The following is a 16,694-nucleotide window of genomic DNA, read 5'->3' on the forward strand; positions in this document are numbered from 1 at the left end:
GGTGACTCACTGGCCTCGGCCTGCCGAAGCCGTGAAGGCCGAGCCGACTGCCTGCCGCAGTGTAGTGGCGGCGTGCAGCAGGCTCGCTGTCGTCACGATGTCCTGCCCGTTCGGGCCGATGATCCGCCACCGGCCGTCGGCGTCCCGCCCCCGGGCGACCCCGAGCCGGACCGGACGGGTGATGTCGGTGACATCGGTGATGGTGACCTCGCCGTCCGCCGCCACGGCCGAGAAAGTGCGGCCCATGCACTTGACGACGGTTCCGGCTCCGGACACCTCGTCGATCTCGAATACCTTGTCCACCTGCTTGTAAGAGGCCTGTACCGGGCCTCGTCCCTCGCTCGCGGGCACGTTGAGCGCCCTCCTCGCGTCGCCGTTTCACCAGAACCCTGATTCGTGGCGACTCAGTGTAGGCGCCGACGCGAACCGGCGGCCGTCGTGCCCGTAGGGGGGTTCCACCACTGGCATCGGTCGGCATGCTCACCATGCAGCCGTGAGCCCGTCTCAGTAACTGGACAGACCAGCCACTTGACGAGACAGCCTCTGCCAGGTTCTGATGTCTCATCAAAGCGACTGACGACAAGACCGACACGGCCGCCTACCTGGCCCCGCGCACCCGAGGGCGCCACGCAGGTCACACCGTGGGCAACCCGCTGGCCATCGTGGTACTGGTGCTGTTCGCGGTCTTCTTCGGCCTGCCGGTGCTCTGGCTGTTGCTGGCCACGACGAAGACCACAGACCAGCTGGTGAATTCCAACCCGCTCTCGTTCGGTTCCTGGCACGCCCTGAAAGCGAACTGGGACGCTCTGACCAGGTATCAGGGCGGGACGGTCTTCCTGTGGCTGCGCAACTCCGCTGTCTACGCGTTCGTCGCGCTGGCCATCACCCTCGTGGCGTCCATCCCGGCCGGCTACGCGCTGGCGCTGACCGACTTCCCGGGTCGGCGCACGCTGCTCGTGTCGACCCTGGTGGTCATGGTGATGCCCAGCACGACGCTGGTCGTGCCGCTGTTCCTGGAGATCAACGCCGTGCACCTGATCGGCTCGATGTGGTCGATCATCCTGCCCTTTTCGTTCTACCCCTTCGGGGTCTACCTGGCATACATCTACTTCAATACCGCCATCCCCAAGTCGCTGCTCGAGGCCGCGCGACTCGACGGTTGCACGGAATTCGGCGCCTTCCGCCGGGTCGTGCTGCCCCTGGCGACGCCGGTTATCGCACTCGTCGGGTTCTTCAGCTTCGTCGCCGACTGGACCAACTACTTCCTGCCGTACGTGCTTCTGCCGCAGAATACCCAACTCCCGATTCAGGTCGGCCTCAGTGACATCAGCGTCGGTCGGCCGGAGCTCGCGCTCGCCACTGTGCTGGCGGCCACCCCGGTGCTGGCGGTGTTCATCTTCTCCCAGCGGTTCCTGGTCATGGGCATGCTCGCCGGCGCCGCAAAGGACTGACTCACCAGTACGTCATTGTCGGTCAATAGCAGAGCTCCCCGTTCACGGCGAACGTCGCGGGCGGCGTGTTGTCAGCGGCCCAGGTGCCCTGGAAGCCGAACGACTGGCTGGCACCGGGTGCGATGGTGGCGTTGTAGGCGAGATTGGACGCGGTGACTGTGGTGTCCTTCTGCGTGACGCTCGCGTTCCACCCATGGGTGACTGTCTCGTCGCCGGGGAAGGTGAAGCCCAGCGTCCAGCCGTTGATCGCGGCCGTGCCGGTGTTCGTGATCGTGACGTTGGCCGTGAACCCGCCCGGCCAGTTGGCAGGAGTGTAGGTGACGTGGCAGCTGTCGGGAGCCGGCTGGATGATCCCCAGATTCGCCTGGGCGATGTACACCGGGTTCGTCACGCCGGTCTCGTACACGTTCACGGTCAGGAGCAGGCCGGTGGCCAGGCAGCTGGCGACCGGATCGCCCAGCTGGAGGGTCGCGGTAGCCGTGGCGCCCGGCGCGATCGAGGCGGGGAACGCGACCGGGTCCAGGGCCGGGCAGCCGGGCGGCAGGTCTGGACCGGACCCGGTGAGCCGGGGAATCCACGTGGTCGAGCCCGTCACGGTCTGGGCGGTGCAGTTCTGCAGGACCAGGGTCGCCGTCGAGAGCCGGCCGGGAGCGACCGCGACCGGGCTGAAGTCGAGCCGGTCGACGGCGAACCCGGTGTCGCCGTCGCACGCGGGGACGAACTGCAGCGTGGCCGTCGGAGTGGCGACCGTGCCGACGCCGGTCACGCTCACACCCGTGCTCATGTGCAGTGAGGTCGGGTGACATCCCGTCAAGCCCGGGTCGCCATAGGTTTTGCTGAGGGTGAGACTCCCCTGGGGAGCGATCGTGAAGGGGGAGGGATTGGCCGGGTCGAGCACCGGGCAGCCCTGTCCGGCGAACTGGCCGTACCAGATGGTCGAGCCCTGCACGGTCTGGCTGCCGCAGTTCTGCAGGACCAGGGTGAGCTCGGAATGACCGCCGAGTGGAACGCTCGAGGGGTTGAACGTGAACTGGCTGACGGAGACTCCGCCCGTGCATCCCGGCGTGGTCGCTGCGTTCGCGGCCACCGGGACCAACAGCCCCGCCAGCGACACCACTGCCGCGAGGATGGACATCAACAGCCTGCGCAGCATAGCCGGTTCTCCTTCTCCTGACGCTGTGGTGCCGGGCGAAGGGTCATCGTAGACAGGCAGCCGAAAGAAGCAAGGGCACTGCTATATCCGCGTACGGGTCTCCCTGGTCAGACGGTGACCGTGCCGTCGCGTGCATGCATCTTTCACTCTGAGGTACCCGGCTCGGGGGATTCATGGGATGTCAGCTTGCCCGGATACGCAGCTGCTGAAGCGGAAAGTTTCATCAACCCCGGACTATCTCGATGAGCGCTACTCCCGATGGAGAGCAGTTGCCGCACTTCAGAGGCTGTGGCGCGGTAGGGGTCGGCGCGAGGTGGCCTCGAGGTCCTCTTGAGCCTTCGGCCGGACCGTGCCATCTTCCCCTACTGCACGACGCAACTCCGCCGAGAACATCCCATCTCCTGCCCGCAGGCTCAGCAAGACGTCTCGTCAGAGTCCGGTCCCGACGCAAACCCCTTAGTGAGAAAGGAATAAAGCATGCCCATATCGACAAGACGAATCAGTCGCCGCAAAGGCGTGTCACTCATCGCCGTCTTGAGCGTGATCGGCGCGAGCGCGCTGGCGGTCGTGGTCCCGTCCGGTGCTGCGTATGCGGCTGATACCGCGACGATCAACGGAGCTACGACGTATCAGACGATTGCCGGGTTCGGTGCCTCGGAGGCGTTTGGTGAGGCGGCGGCGGTGATGAATGCCTCCTCCTCGGTGCAGCAGCAGGCGCTGGCTGACTTGTACAGTCCGACGACCGGGGCGGGTTTGACCATTCTGCGTAACGAGATTGGTGCGACCTCCGGCAACACGATCGAGCCGACCAATCCTGGTGGCCCTGGTGCGACGCCGAACTATCTGCCGTTGTCGCAGATCAACCAGGACATGGGCCAGTTGTGGTTTGCCCAGCAGATCAAGGCCCGTTTCGGTGTCACCAACGTGTACGCCGATGCCTGGAGTGCCCCAGGTTTCATGAAGACCAACAATTCGGTATCCGGGGGTGGTCAGGTTTGTGGGTCGGCCGGGGCTTCGTGTTCCAGTGGTGATTGGCGTCAGGCGTATTCGAACTATCTGGTGCAGTACGCCAGGGACTACGCGGCGGCGGGTGTGCCGCTGACCTATCTGGGCCCGTCGAACGAGCCTGACTACAGCACCAACTACGACAGCATGTCGATGAGTCCGGCGCAGATGGCCAGTGTGGTCGATGTGCTCGGGCCGACGTTGCGGAGCTCGGGGCTGGCCACTCAGGTCACTTGTTGTGCGGCGACTGGTTGGCCGAAGGCTGGGCAGTATGCGGCGGCGATTGAGGCGGATCCGACGGCGTTGGCTGCGGTGGGCATGGTGGGCGGGCATGGCTACAGTGGGGCTCCGACTTCGCCGTTGCCGGGTTGGACCAAGCAGTCGTGGGAGACTGAATGGTCGACTTTCGAGGGTTTCAGCTCTGCCTGGGATGACGGCTCCGATGCCTCCGGGATGGCGTGGGCTCAGCACATCAACCAGGGGTTGACTGGTGCGAACCTGAACGCGTTCCTGTATTGGTGGGGCAGTACCACCCCGTCGGAGAACGGTGACAATGAGGGGCTGTTGGAGATCAACGGCAGCTCGGTGATTCCGACCGGCCGGTTGTGGGCGTTCGCGAACTACAGCCGCTACATCCACCCCGGTGCTGTCCGTATCGGGGCGAGCAGCTCCAACGGCGCGGTGAACCTGAGCGCGTACAAGAACACCGACGGCTCCTTGGCTATCGTGGCGCTTAACACCGGCAGCGGCTCGGACGCGCTCACCTATTCGCTGGCCAATACCGGCGTGGCCAACGGCGCCACCGTGACCCCGTACCTGACCAACAACTCGAACCAAGTCGCAGCCCAGGGCACGACGACGGTCGCCGGCGGCGCCTTCACCGCGACCGTGCCGGGCCGCTCCCTGGTGACGTATGTGATCCCAGCCGGCGTGGTGAGCGGCAACACCATCACAGTGACCAACCCGGGCTCCCAGACCGGAACCGCCGGGACGGCGATCAGCGGCCTGCAGATCCATGGCGCCGACTCGGCGTCCGGCCAGACGCTGACCTACAGCGCCACCGGCCTGCCGACCGGCCTGTCGATCTCGCCGTCCGGCCTGATCACCGGCACGCCGAGCGCAGGCGGGACCTCCACGGTGACGGTCACCGCGACCGACGCGACCGGTGCGTCAGGGTCCGCATCGTTCACCTGGACGATCACCGGCTCGACCGGCGGCGGCTTCCCCAGCGGCTACCACCGCCTGGTCATCGCCAAGAGCAGCCTGTGTCTGGACGTGTTCGGCAACACCGGCACCGCCGGTGCGGCCATCGACCAGTACACCTGCAACAGCCAGAGCAACCAGCAGTTCCAGTTCGTCCCGGTCTCCGGCGGCTACGGCCAGATCCAGGCCCAGAACTCCAGCCAGGACGTGACCGTGGCCAATAGCTCCACCGCCCAAGGCACCCCGGACATCGTCCAGCAGCCGGTCAGCAGCTCGGCCGCCAGCCTGTGGCTGCCCCAGCAGCAGTCCGACGGCTCCTGGCAGTTCAAGAACCAGAACAGCGGACTGTGCCTGGACGTCTACGGCAACGGCAGCACCACCGGCCAGCAACTGGACCAATGGCCCTGCAAGAACGCACCCGGAACCAACCAGGACTTCAACCCCCGCTGATACGTGCTCTGCGGGAAACGCCGTCCGGCCACCCCATCTGATGGGCGGCCGGACGGCGCCGTAGCGAGCTCGGTTCTAACCTTGCTCTATGCGGACGGGACGGAAGCATGCGGACAGCGGCCAGATCAATGTTCTTGGGGAGTTCGCGAAGCCAGCCCGCTGGAAGCGGGTGCCCAGGTGGGCACGGTTCCCGGTGTCGGCGGTCGGCGTCGTCATGGTTTTCTCGGGTGTCTCGGACCACGTGAGCGGTCTCACCGCGGGCGGCACCGTCGTGACCGTGTTCGCCATCATGATGGGCGCCGTACGGACGGTCGAGTACGACCGCAACCGTGCCCGCGCGCCGGTCAGCCTGTCGGCCGGCCCGATGATCGTGGCGCCGATGGCTACCGTGGCAGCTTCTCGGGTGTTCAGCCGTGCCCGGTCCCGGACGGTCTACCACAATGCGGGCGGGTTCCTGGGGCGCAGCACCACCCCCTGGTTCTCAGAGGGCGGGCTCGGCTGGGAGCGCGGCTACCTGGTCCTCGACGACGAGCAGGGCGTACGCCGCGCGTTCGCGGCGCAATCGGGCGGCGCCGTGATCTCGCGGCCGATCCCCTACCAAGCCCCCGGATCCCGGCCGCGCAGCCACGCCGCACCGGTTGTCGAGATCGCCGCGGTCGGAGACCACGGCTCCGTCCGGCGGCTGCTCCTGCTCAACCAGGACCTGTACCAGCTCGCCTCGATCCCGGTGCTCGGATTCAGCGAGGACGCGATGGTCGACGTGGCCCGCGCCGCAGGCATCGAATACCGCCGATACCACATCGAAGCAGCGCCCAGCAGCGACCACCTCGACATCGACGGCTACTTTCCCCCCGCGTCGCAGTTCGTCTCCATCGCCGGTCCGCACCAGGCCGTGTCGGTGGCTCGATGGGTCGTCAACTGACGCCGGGCCGTCCGCCCCGGCGGCGCGCGCAGCGCAGTATCGCAGAGAACTGACGCGCCGCAATCGCAGGCTATCTCCTACCTCGCAGGTATTCGTCCTTCAGGGCGCAAGGGCTACGGTCCGCATAACGCGGCCGGGGCTGCGGCCCCAGAGGGAAGGATCCGACATGGCACCGGAGTACACCAAGCCCACATACGTGGTCACCGGATTGGTCAACGGGGACGGGAAGATTCTCGGGGGGACCGGCGGGTTCACCGTGGAGCGTGTCGATGAGGGCGTCTACACCGTCTTGTTCATTCCGACGTTCCTGGTCACGCCGGTGGTGGTGGCCACGCAGGTGTACCCGAACGAGCTGAGCAGCAAGGGGTTCGACACCCGCGACAACGCCGTGGTCGTCGGGGCGGACAACACCAGGGTGCGTATCCGGACCGGAAACCACGAGGGCCGGCCGAAGGATCGCACGTTCACCTTCAACGCCACCGGCATGGGCCCGGGCCTGCTGGCTGAAGAAGCCTCGGACTGACGGGCCGCGGCGACCATGAGCGGTGATGTCAGCACGATGAGCGCCGCGCCGGGCCCGCAGAGCTCCGCCCGGCCCACCCAGCTCGACGCCGGCGTCCTGGGCGCACTGGCCGCGGACGTCAGTCTGTTCCAGGGGACCCTGAACCTGCCGCTCATGCTCGCCGACCTGTCCGGCCGTTCGGAGGCGGACGGCCTGCGGGTCACCGTCGGCTACGACGGCTCGGGGGCGCGCGGCGCCGAGGTGTGGAACCTGGAGGCGCCGACCGGGCTGTTGGGTCTGGGCTGGACGCTGACCACGGACCGGATCTGCGTGGACGGCAAGACCAGTGAGAATCCGCTGGATGGCCGTTACCTGCTGCAAAGCGACGGCGTGCTGGCCCCGCTGGTCTGGTACGGCTCGGACGCCGGTCTGCTGCGGTTCCAGTGCCCGGCCCGGCCGCTGTGGCGCGTCACCTACGATCCTCCGGTCCAGACCTGGCGGGTCCTGCGCGAGGACGGCTCGACCCTCGTCTTCGGCGACCCGGCCTCGGGCTCGAACGCGGTGATGTACGGCGTCAGCCGCGGCAACTGGATCGGCGCCAGCCGTGTCCTCACCGCCGACACCCGCCGTTACCCGGTGGCGTGGAACCGTTCCGCGAGCTACTCCCCGTGGGGCGAGCGCACGGCGGCCTGGATCTACGACAACGACGAGGTGGAAGTCGCCGGCGGTCTGGCCTACACCCGCGCCGCCTACCTCGCCGAGCTGCACGCGGCCACCGGCCAGCGTGTGCTGTTCCGGTACGTGGACAAGCAGCCGCAGGAATACGTCGCACCGCACCAGAAGCCCGACGGCACCCCCGATCCGCTGTACCAGGACCGGTATGAGACCCGCGCCCTGTCCGGTCTGGACGTCTACGGTGGCGCCGGCGAGCAGAACCTGGCCTATTCGCTGCGGTTCGACTACGAGCTGCGGGACTTCGCCGGCTCTACCGACGGCACGTTCCGCAAACGCCTGCTGACCGGTGTCCGTCAAGAACGCCTCGGCCGCCTGGCGCTGCCACCGGTTCGCTTCGCGTACCGCACCGACCCCGAGGCTGCGAACCCCGGCGGTCTGCGGGAGATCCTGTATTCGCAAGGCGGCACCGCGCACATCGACTACACCACCGCCGTCCTGGGTCCCGGTCCCGACGCGCCGCCGGCCGACGACATCTTCCGCGCCTCGATCACCGACACCCGCCCTGCTTCGGACGCCGTCCCGCTGGTGTTCCAAGGCCCGGACTACGTGGTGATCGCCTGGTATTCGGCGTCGCAAAGCTCGACGACGCTGCGCGTCTACAGCGTCGGCGGCCGCTGGTCGCAGGCCTGGACCACCACCGTCTTCGGCCGCATACGCACCGAGTACGCCCAGTTCGCCGCCGCCGCGGACTTCTTCGCCTTGTACCTGCCTGACGAGAACGGCACCGGCGAGGCCACCGTACGGCTGTTCCGTAAGAAGACCGGGCGCTTCGGCGAGTGGACCCCGACCCCGTTCACCGTCGCGCGCACCGGCACCGAGGTCCCCCAGGAAACCGTGCTGGTCGCCGGCACGGACTTCGCCGTCCTGCATATCGGCGGCGATGCGACCGTGCGCCGCTACTGGTGGAACCCGATCGCCGACACCTGGTCCGACGCGGTCCACAGCAATCGCGCCATCACCCGCGTGGCGCTGGCCGCCCGCGGCGAGTACTACATCGTCGCCTGGTACGACAACGACCCCGCCAGTAGACGCGCCACCTACCAGTTGTTCCATCTCACCGTCACCGGCGCCTGGCAGCAGGGCCCGGAGGGATCGGCCGGTGAGCAGTTCACCTGGGATTCGCGTTACACCACCGACTACTGGGCTCTGGGCGACAGCTTCGCGGTGGCCACGTACACCCTGGCGAAAACCGGCAAACCCGAGCTGCGGACCCTGCAATGGGAAGCCGACTTCGCCGTCGCCCGGGACACCGTGCGCGAGGGATTCGCCGACATCACCACCGTCGTCGGCGCCGTCGTCGGCAACGGGCCGCTGCTGCTTCGCTACAACGGTGTGGCCTGGCGCAGCGAGAGGTTCGAGACCACCCCCGGCGCGTTCTACGCATACGGCGAAGACCTCGCCGTACAAAGCGTTATCCAGGGCGTGTCGACCAAGACTCTCTACGCGGCCTACAGCACGACCGACGACACCTGGTCGTTCATCCCCGCCGGCACCGACAGCGCACACCACACACACAACGCACACGACACGCATGACGGCGCCCAGGTGGCCCAAGCTTGGCCGCCGTCCTGCAGTGACAGGGTCCTGACCGCCGGCGCCGCCGTCCGCTGGCGCGCGCCGAACGGCACCTTCTCCACCATCGGCGAGCTGCCGATCGTCGGCGCGGCCGGTTCCCTGCACAACCTCGGTCCCTCCTACCTGCTGTATCAAAGCGAACCCTCGGATCCCGGCAATGCCACCACCACAGCGTTGGTGCTGCGTAACGGCACCGTCGCTGAGAAGGCCGACTTCGCGCAGCAGCGTCTGGTCGTCGGCGACGCCAAGGTCGGCACCTCCCGCATGGCCGGGCCGCGGCTGTTCGTCACCTATCCGGCGATGGCCCGGACCCTGGCCGCGGCCTGGCAGTTGACGCTGCACCGGCTGAGCGACCGGTCGCTGTCGGACGGCGTCACCGTGCCGGTTGTCAGCGCTCTGCGATTGGACGCCGGCTACACCGGTGCCGAGTCCGCCTACTCCTATGACACTGTGCACTCGGTGTTCGATCCGAGCGGGTCGGCGGCGTTCTTCCCGGCCGCCACTCGCACCTCTGGGCCTGGCGGTGCCGGCGGTCATACCGACTACCGGTTCCACACCGGCCTGTCCGTCGGCGCCGGCCCGCAGGAGCAGTACAGCCTGCTGACCGGCACCCTGTCCGAGAGCCGGATCTTCGACGCCGACGGCTTCGAGGTCGGTGCCACCCGCGCCACCTGGGCGACCCTCCCGCTCGCCCACGGCGCGGCCTCGCCGATCGGCGTCGCGCTGCCGGTGTCGCTGCCGCAGCAGGTGGGCAGCCAGACCGTGAGCTCCCGGCTGCGCCTGTTCGGCCTGCCCGGCGACCAGGCCGCCGCACTGGACGCCAGAACCCTGACCCCGACAGTGCGAGAGGCGTTCACCGCCGCCGGGCTGCCGCTGAGCACGCACGCCTCGGTGACGGTTCCGGTCCCCGGCGCGCGCTGGGAGATCCTGGACGGCGCCGCGACCTATCCGGTCGGCCGGGTCGAAGACGCCTACGGCGCCGCTCAGCCGCTGTTGGAGGTGTACGGATCGGTGACGAAGTCGGTCACGAGCACCTATGACACGGCCACCGGCCTGCTGACCCAGCAGCGCGCCGAAGACGCCGGGCCGACCGGCACGGCGCACACCATCATCCGCAGACTCACCTACGCCTGGACGCTGCCGCAGTACGCTGACATGCGCGCCGCGCACATGCTCACCGACACCGCCGGTGAGACGGCCACCGACAGCAGCGCCGGCGTGGACCTGATGGCGACCGCGACGACCTACCGCGCCGACTGGCCGGCGCCGGCGCCGCCGGTGTGGGCCGAGCACGAGAACTGGACGTGGCGCGCCGACACAGACCACCTTCCGGTGTTCGACCACGCCCCGAACGGTGATCGCACCGCCTGGGTGCGGGACTCGCAGGTCGGTGCCCGCAACCAGTTCGGTGCCGCGACGACGGTGCGCAGTACGTACGGTGTGCCGTCCTCGACGCTGTACGACCGGCAGGACCGGCGGGTCACCGCCACGCTGGTCAACGTCGACCTGGCAGGGCCGGTGCCGGGCGGCTGCTGTCTGGGCTTCGAGCCGTATGAGCGGTATCAGGGCTGGACCCGGGTTGACGGGCAGACGCTGGACAGTGTGATCACCGATGAGGATCCGCACACCGGCACGCGCTGTCTGCGGCTGGCCGACGGCGTCGGCGTCCATGCCCGCTTCGAGCTGCCGGCCGGCAGCGGCCGAGCCTTGTTCGCCTGCTGGGTCCGCACCGCCGCCGGGCTGCCCGCCGGCTCCGGGGCGCAGTGGAGCGTGCGGCTCGTGCCGGGCTCCGGCGGACCGGGCACCGGGACCACGGTGGCGATCACCGACACCGGCGGGCGGTGGCAGCGGCTGTGGACCTACCTCGACCCGCCCGATCCGGACGCCGCGACCACCGTCACGATCACCGGCGTCAACCCCCTGACCGCCTGGCCGGTGTTCATCGACGACCTGCGGTTCGCGCCGCTGGCCTCGGTGGTGACCGCCACCGTCTACGCCGGGGACAGCTCGCTGCCGGTGGCCGGGCTGGATGCGACCGACAACACCACACGCTGGCACTACGACCACTTCCTGCGGCCGGTCACCGTGTCCGGGCCCGGCTCCGGTCTCGGGGCGTTGTGCGGAACCGCCTATGCCCGGGGCGCCGACACCGCGCCGCGCGGCGAGCATCTGCCCCGCGGGTCGGCCGAGGACTTCGGCGGCGACGGATTCGACGTCGACCGGCCCAACGCGCTGACCATCGTGGACCCGGCCGGGCCGGCCGAGGTGCTGGACTTCGGCCGCTGGTCGCGATGGCCGACCCGCTGGGACGCGCAGCCGGCCGCGGCGTGGACCGACCTTGGCGGGGTGCTGATCCACACCGATGGCGGCGTGGGCACGGCCACGTTGCGCGGCTCGCGGGACTTCGCGTGGTTCGCCGTGCGCGTCGACGCGGTCGCCGGCGCCGACGCCGCGGCCCACCCGGCCGGGATCGCCGTCGGCGACGTGGGGGTGCGGTGGGATCCGGCCGGCGGCGCCTGGCAGCTGACGCGCGCCGGCGCCGTGGTCGCCTCCGTGGCCGCCGCGCCGCCGGTTTCGACGGACTGGCTGCTGGTGGCGTTGCCGGACGCGGTGGTGTTCCTGATCGCGGGCCGGCAGATCCTCGCGCACCGGTTCGGTGAGCCGGTCGGCGGCGCTGTCGTGCTCAGTGCCGGCGGCCGGGGGCAGGGGTTCAGCCGGGTCATGGTGCTGCACCAGCCGTCGCTGAGCGTGGACTACCGTGACGGTTCCGGGGCGCTGCGGCAAAGCCAGTTCGTGCAGGAGCAGCAGGTGACTGTCACCGGGGTGCTCGCCGATGCGTTGGGCCGCCCGGCGATCGATGTGAAAGCGGTGGCCTATCCGGGGGCGTTGCCGGGGTATCGGGCGACGTATGCCACCGGGGTCGATGCGGCGAGCGGGCAGTTGGCCGGGGATGCCGCCGCGTATTACGCCGGGGGTGAACGCTCCGATGACCAGGGTTATCCGTATACGCGGCGCCGGCTTGAGGCGGCCGATACGGCGCGGCAGCTGGAAGTCGGGCTGCCCGGGCTGGTGCACGCGATCGTGCCGCGGGTGAGGCAGCCGGCGCACACCAGCCGGATATCGCACGGCGCGAAGGTCCTCGACGGGTTCCTGGACCACCTGCCGCCCGGACGGTATCCGGCGACGGTCAGCACTGATGCCGACGACCGGGCCGCGGTGACCGTCACCGATCCGTCCGGGCGGGTGCTGGGCACGCGCGCGGATCCCAGCGGGGTGGATCTGCGGACGGCGTATGACTACGACGTGCGGGGCAACCTGGCGCGGGTGTACTCGCCGGCGTACTTCGCGCCGCGGCCGGGTCAAGACCCGATGTCGGCGGTGGCGGACATCGTCTGTGACGGGCTGGGGCGGGTGATCACGCAGCGCACGGCCGACACCGGGCTGACCGAGACGGTGTACGACGACCGGGACCTGCCACGGTTCCGGCTGGATGCCGACGGCCGCAGCGAGCATCCCGGGGTGCTGCCGGACCGGATCGTGTACGTCGTGTACGACGTGTTGGGGCGGCCGACGGATACCGGGATCGTGGAGGCGGTGTGGGACCGGGCCGTATTGCAGCCGCTGGCCGGCAGCGACTGGCCGCAGCAGGCGCCGGGGTGGCGAACCCGCATCGCCTATGACGGGGACGGCAGCGATCTGGACACCGCCGGTCGGGCGTGGCGGTGGACGAGCCGGCCCGATCCGGTGGCGCCCGCGATCGAGACGACGTACCGCTATGACGCTTCCGGGCGGATCGTGGAGTGCCGGGAGCGGCGCGGAAGCGGAGAGCCGGAATGGATCACCGGGTACACGTATCAGGCTGGCGGGTTGCCCGAGCTATGTGTGTATCCGCATAAGACTGGAGAGTCGGCCGGTGCGCCGGTGGTGCGGTACGGGTACGACTTGCTGGGACGACCGGTGTCGGTCGGAACGCCACAGGACCCGGTCGCGTACGCCGCCTACGGATACGCCGCTTCTGGTGCTGTGGAGTTCGAGACCTTGCACGCGGCCGGCCCGGTGCCGTTGACGCGCCGGATACGGTACAACTCCCTGGGGCTGCCGACGGTGATCGACAGTGCGGCTTTCCGGGAGGTCATCGGCTACTGGGACGCACCGGACGCTGATGGGACGCGGTACTACGGCGGGCAGGTCGCGCAGGTCGAATACAACGTACCCGTCGGCGGCGCCGGACTGCCCGCAGCCTACTCGTGGCGCTACACCTACGGCCGTGACGGGCGATTGCGTACGGCACAGAACAGTGCGGACGCCGCGTTCAGCTTCGGAGCCGGGGCCGGTGGTGCGGCGCAGTTCGACGCGAACGGCAACGTTCTGCGGGTGCGCGACGGCGGACGGGATCGGGTCTTCGGGTATCAGCCTGATGGGGACCGGTTGATGGAGGCCGACGGGCATACCGGTTTCGGGTACACGGCCTCCGGTCAGACTGCCGATACGCCGGCGGCGCAGGTCAGCACATTGCGATACGACCCGGTGACGGGGTTGCCGCTGCTGGTCGCCGCCGTCGACGGCGCGCGCCTGGAGTTGGCGGCGCGCGGTCCCGATGGGCGGCGTTGGTCGGCGAAACGTGTGGCGCTTGACGGTGCGCTGGTTGAGGAGCGGCGGTATTTGGCCGGGGCCGCGGACGGGGTGTTGACGGAGTTGTCGCGAGCCGGTGGGCAGCAGGAGTGGGCGCGGGTCCACTTCGTGCACGGGGTCGGTGGGCTGGTGGCGGTGGTGGGTGATTCCGCGCCGGGACCGCGGCACGGGCTGCCGACCGGGTCTCCGGCCGGGTCGGCGGCGGGTTCGCCGACGGGTTCGCCGACGGGTTCGCCGGTGTGGCTGCCGCAGGGGCGGGCTGCTGTGGTGCGGGATCGGCAGGGGTCCAGCCGGTTGCTGATCGGTGGCGCCGGCGAACTCCTCGGCCGGTATGACTATCTGCCCTATGGGGGCGCGATGGGTCCGCAGGCCGGCAGCCAGCCGGAGCTACTGCGGTACCGGTACTTGGGGCGGGAGCGTGATGCCGGCAGCGGATTGTCGGACTTCACGGCGCGGTTGTACGACCCCGGGTTGTACCGGTTCTACGCGTGCGATCCGGCCGGGGCGTCGGACAGTCCGTACACGTACGCCGACGGGGATCCGGTGAACTACGCCGACCCCGAGGGAGACATCGCCTTCATTCCGATCCTGATCGCCATGGCTGTCGGTGCCGCTATCGGGGCGGCATCCAGTGCGGTGTCGGCGAAGATCGCCGGTCAGGACGGAGCGGACATCGCCAAGCAGGCGGGGATCGGCGCCGGTATCGGAGCGCTGAGTGGTCTGATCGGCTATGGGTTCGGCGCCTGGGCGGCCAGTGCCGCCGCTTCTCAGGTGTCGCAGGCCGGGGTGCATACGGCGCGGGGGATCGCCAAGGGGCTGTTGATCGGGACGGTCAGCGGGGCTGTGGACGGGGCGTTGTCCGGCGGCTTGGCCGCCGCGGCCAACGGGGCGTCGGCGTTGGACGCGCTGCGGGAGGCCGGGATCGGCGCCGGGTTCGGTGCCGCGGTCGGGCTCGTGGGTGCGGCGGGGCTCGGGTACGCGGCGAACCGGTCGGTGGAGGCGACGTTCGCCCAGGCTCGCAACCGCGGCGTCATGGTGGTCAACGGCGGGGGGACCGGGGCTTGGGATCTGACGGACATGCAGCACCGGGCGTTCGGGCACGTCGCCGCCGGGCGCCGGGCCAGAGGCGTGGTGTCGACCGGAACGCGGCCGATTCCGACGCCGGAGCGTCGCGGCAGCGTGCTGGAGCTGGTGACACACGGCAACGGTGGCCAGGGCCCTTCGATGCTGCCGCCGCCAGACCTGGTAGTCGCGATGGGTCCAGACCCGGTGATGTCGGCCAGGACGTTGAGCAACAACGTGCGGAACCGGGGGTATGCGGCAGTGGAGCTCATCGCCTGCAACCTCGGCACGGGAAACGTCCCCTACGCCCAGGAGTTCGCACAACGCTCGGGTCTGCTGGTGCGGGCGCCGAACTCCCGGATCAGGGTGGGCAACACTCCCGGTGGTGAGGGGGTGCTGCATGTGCGCCAGGGTGGGCGGATGTTGACGTTCCACCGGAATCGGGCGATACAGACGATCATTCGGGTGTTCGGGCAGTGAGGGCCTGACGGACTCCTTGCGCCGCGCCCGCGGCGTGCACATTCGCCGTGCCGGTGGACTCCGCCTCCGGCATCCGACGCTGGCGACCCAAGCTGAACGCGTAAAGCCCGGTGAACAGCGCGATCGCGGCGAGGACGAGAAACGCCTTCTGGTATCCCGCCACCGGCGTCGAGATATCGGCGTGGCCGCCGTGGCCGGAGTCGAGGACGAGAACGGTGGTGACGACGGTCGGCGCCAGCGCCATCCCGAACTGCCGCACGACCGTGCCCAGGGTCGCAGCCTGGGCGGAGTCGGCACGGTCGAGCGTCGTGAGTGAGGCCAGGGTGACCGGGATGAAGAAGGCGCCCATCATGACGCCGAGCAGGAACATGTAGAGCCGCAGCGTCCACAGCCCGGTGTCGGCGTCGCAGGTCGCGAACAGCAGCTCGACGACGGCCACGCCGAGCAGCCCGCCCCCGATGATCGGGCCCGGGCCGACCCGCTGATAAAGGACGCCGACCGCCTGCATGGTCAGCAACACGCCGAAGGCCTCGGTGAAGGTCGCGCTGCCGGAGGCGAAGGCGTCGCGCCCCTGCGCCTGCTGGAGGAACAGCGGGATCAGGAACATGGTGCCCATGGTGGGAATGAGTCCGACGAGGCCGACCAGGCAGGCCTTGCGGAAGAGCCGGTCTGCGAACAATCGCAGCCGCAGCGCGGGCTGGTCCGTGCGCAACTGGTGGCGTATGGCCAGGCCGAGCAACGCCGCACCGCCCATCAGCGCACTGATAACGGCCGGTGTGGCCCACCCGTGGTCCGGGCCGGCGCAGACCCCGTACATCAGGGAGCCCATCGCGGCAGCGCTGAGCAGCAGGCCGGCCAGATCCAGCCGGGCGGCGCGGTGCTCGCGGTGCTCTCCGAGGAAGAGCAGCCCGAACACCACGGCCGCCAGACCGACCGGTACGTTTGCGTAGAAGACCCAGCGCCAGCTGAAGGCCACCACCAGTGAGCCGCCGAGCAACGGCGCGATGGCCGGAGCCAGTTGTTGGGGGATGATCGTGATCCGGGACAGTCGTATCTGTTCGTGCTGCGTGAAAGTCCTGAATATCAGCGCTTGCGAGACGGGCATCAACGCCCCGGCGGCCAGGCCCTGCAGGGCGCGGAAGACGATCAGCTGCTGAAGGTTCTCAGCAGCCCCGCACAGCCCGGAGGCCAGGGTGAACAGGGCCAGGCCGAGCAGCAGCACGCGGCGGCCGTCGTGGCGTTCGAGCAGCCAGGCGGAGGTGGGGATGACCATGCCCAGGCAGATGGGATAGATCACGACGACGCCGTCCAGGCCGGCGGGGGACAGGTGGAACTGACGCGCCAGCGACGGCAGCGCCACCGTGGTGATCGAGCCGTCGACGATCACCATGAAGATGGTGAAGACGGACATGATCGGAATGACGACGCGCTGGTTGCGTAGGGGATTCGGCGTACCGCGGGACAGGACGTCGTGGACGGACATACTTGCTGAGTATACTCACTATGAGTGGACTCAGGATAAAT

General features: G+C 69.1%; 8 protein-coding genes. 5 read left to right on the forward strand and 3 right to left on the reverse strand.

Translation table 11 applies throughout. The features are described from left to right. Nucleotides 1–6 precede the first annotated feature (6 nt). The gene (locus CACI_RS51125) at nt 7–351 is read right to left on the reverse strand and encodes a hypothetical protein (protein ID WP_012786949.1); all 345 of its coding nucleotides are present in this window, start codon (nt 349–351) and stop codon (nt 7–9) included. 290 nt (nt 352–641) lie between these two features. Between CACI_RS51125 and CACI_RS13670 the strand changes: the two genes are divergently transcribed. Then, nucleotides 642–1,451 (forward strand): carbohydrate ABC transporter permease, encoded by an 810-nt coding sequence (locus tag CACI_RS13670; RefSeq protein WP_012786950.1) that lies wholly within the window; start codon nt 642–644, stop codon nt 1,449–1,451. A 22-nt stretch (nt 1,452–1,473) separates the two neighbouring features. Here CACI_RS13670 and CACI_RS13675 read toward each other — a convergent pair whose 3' ends face one another. After that, entirely contained in the window at nt 1,474–2,604 is a 1,131-nt protein-coding gene (locus CACI_RS13675; RefSeq protein WP_012786951.1) for a cellulose-binding domain-containing protein, read from the reverse strand. 477 nt (nt 2,605–3,081) lie between these two features. Between CACI_RS13675 and CACI_RS45500 the strand changes: the two genes are divergently transcribed. From CACI_RS45500 to CACI_RS13695, 4 genes are all read left to right on the forward strand, one after another. After that, nucleotides 3,082–5,262 carry an RICIN domain-containing protein gene (locus CACI_RS45500; protein WP_012786952.1) on the forward strand — a complete coding sequence of 727 codons (2,181 nt, stop codon included), beginning with the start codon at nt 3,082–3,084 and terminating at the stop codon, nt 5,260–5,262. An 88-nt stretch (nt 5,263–5,350) separates the two neighbouring features. Beyond that, nucleotides 5,351–6,184 carry a hypothetical protein gene (locus CACI_RS13685; RefSeq protein WP_012786953.1) on the forward strand — a complete coding sequence of 278 codons (834 nt, stop codon included), beginning with the start codon at nt 5,351–5,353 and terminating at the stop codon, nt 6,182–6,184. A 166-nt stretch (nt 6,185–6,350) separates the two neighbouring features. After that, complete coding sequence (locus tag CACI_RS13690; protein ID WP_012786954.1) at nt 6,351–6,707, forward strand: hypothetical protein; 357 nt, start codon at nt 6,351–6,353, stop codon at nt 6,705–6,707. 15 nt (nt 6,708–6,722) lie between these two features. Then, nucleotides 6,723–15,170 carry an RHS repeat-associated core domain-containing protein gene (locus tag CACI_RS13695; RefSeq protein ID WP_041540214.1) on the forward strand — a complete coding sequence of 2,816 codons (8,448 nt, stop codon included), beginning with the start codon at nt 6,723–6,725 and terminating at the stop codon, nt 15,168–15,170. Here the strand turns inward: CACI_RS13695 and CACI_RS13700 are convergent. Then, nucleotides 15,148–16,653 (reverse strand): DHA2 family efflux MFS transporter permease subunit, encoded by a 1,506-nt coding sequence (locus CACI_RS13700; RefSeq protein WP_012786956.1) that lies wholly within the window; start codon nt 16,651–16,653, stop codon nt 15,148–15,150. The genes CACI_RS13695 and CACI_RS13700 overlap by 23 nt on opposite strands. Nucleotides 16,654–16,694: the final 41 nt, after the last annotated feature.

The organism is Catenulispora acidiphila DSM 44928 (assembly GCF_000024025.1).
In the GTDB taxonomy this organism is placed as follows: domain Bacteria; phylum Actinomycetota; class Actinomycetes; order Streptomycetales; family Catenulisporaceae; genus Catenulispora; species Catenulispora acidiphila.

What these genes read in the sequence shown, in the direction of transcription:
- CACI_RS13685 (WP_012786953.1), top strand. Translation starts at nt 5,351, where the DNA reads ATGCGGACGGGACGGAAGCATGCGGACAGCGGCCAGATCAATGTTCTT.
- CACI_RS45500 (WP_012786952.1), top strand. Translation starts at nt 3,082, where the DNA reads ATGCCCATATCGACAAGACGAATCAGTCGCCGCAAAGGCGTGTCACTC.
- CACI_RS13675 (WP_012786951.1), bottom strand. Translation starts at nt 2,604, where the DNA reads ATGCTGCGCAGGCTGTTGATGTCCATCCTCGCGGCAGTGGTGTCGCTG.
- CACI_RS13700 (WP_012786956.1), bottom strand. Translation starts at nt 16,653, where the DNA reads ATGTCCGTCCACGACGTCCTGTCCCGCGGTACGCCGAATCCCCTACGC.
- CACI_RS13695 (WP_041540214.1), top strand. Translation starts at nt 6,723, where the DNA reads ATGAGCGGTGATGTCAGCACGATGAGCGCCGCGCCGGGCCCGCAGAGC.
- CACI_RS13690 (WP_012786954.1), top strand. Translation starts at nt 6,351, where the DNA reads ATGGCACCGGAGTACACCAAGCCCACATACGTGGTCACCGGATTGGTC.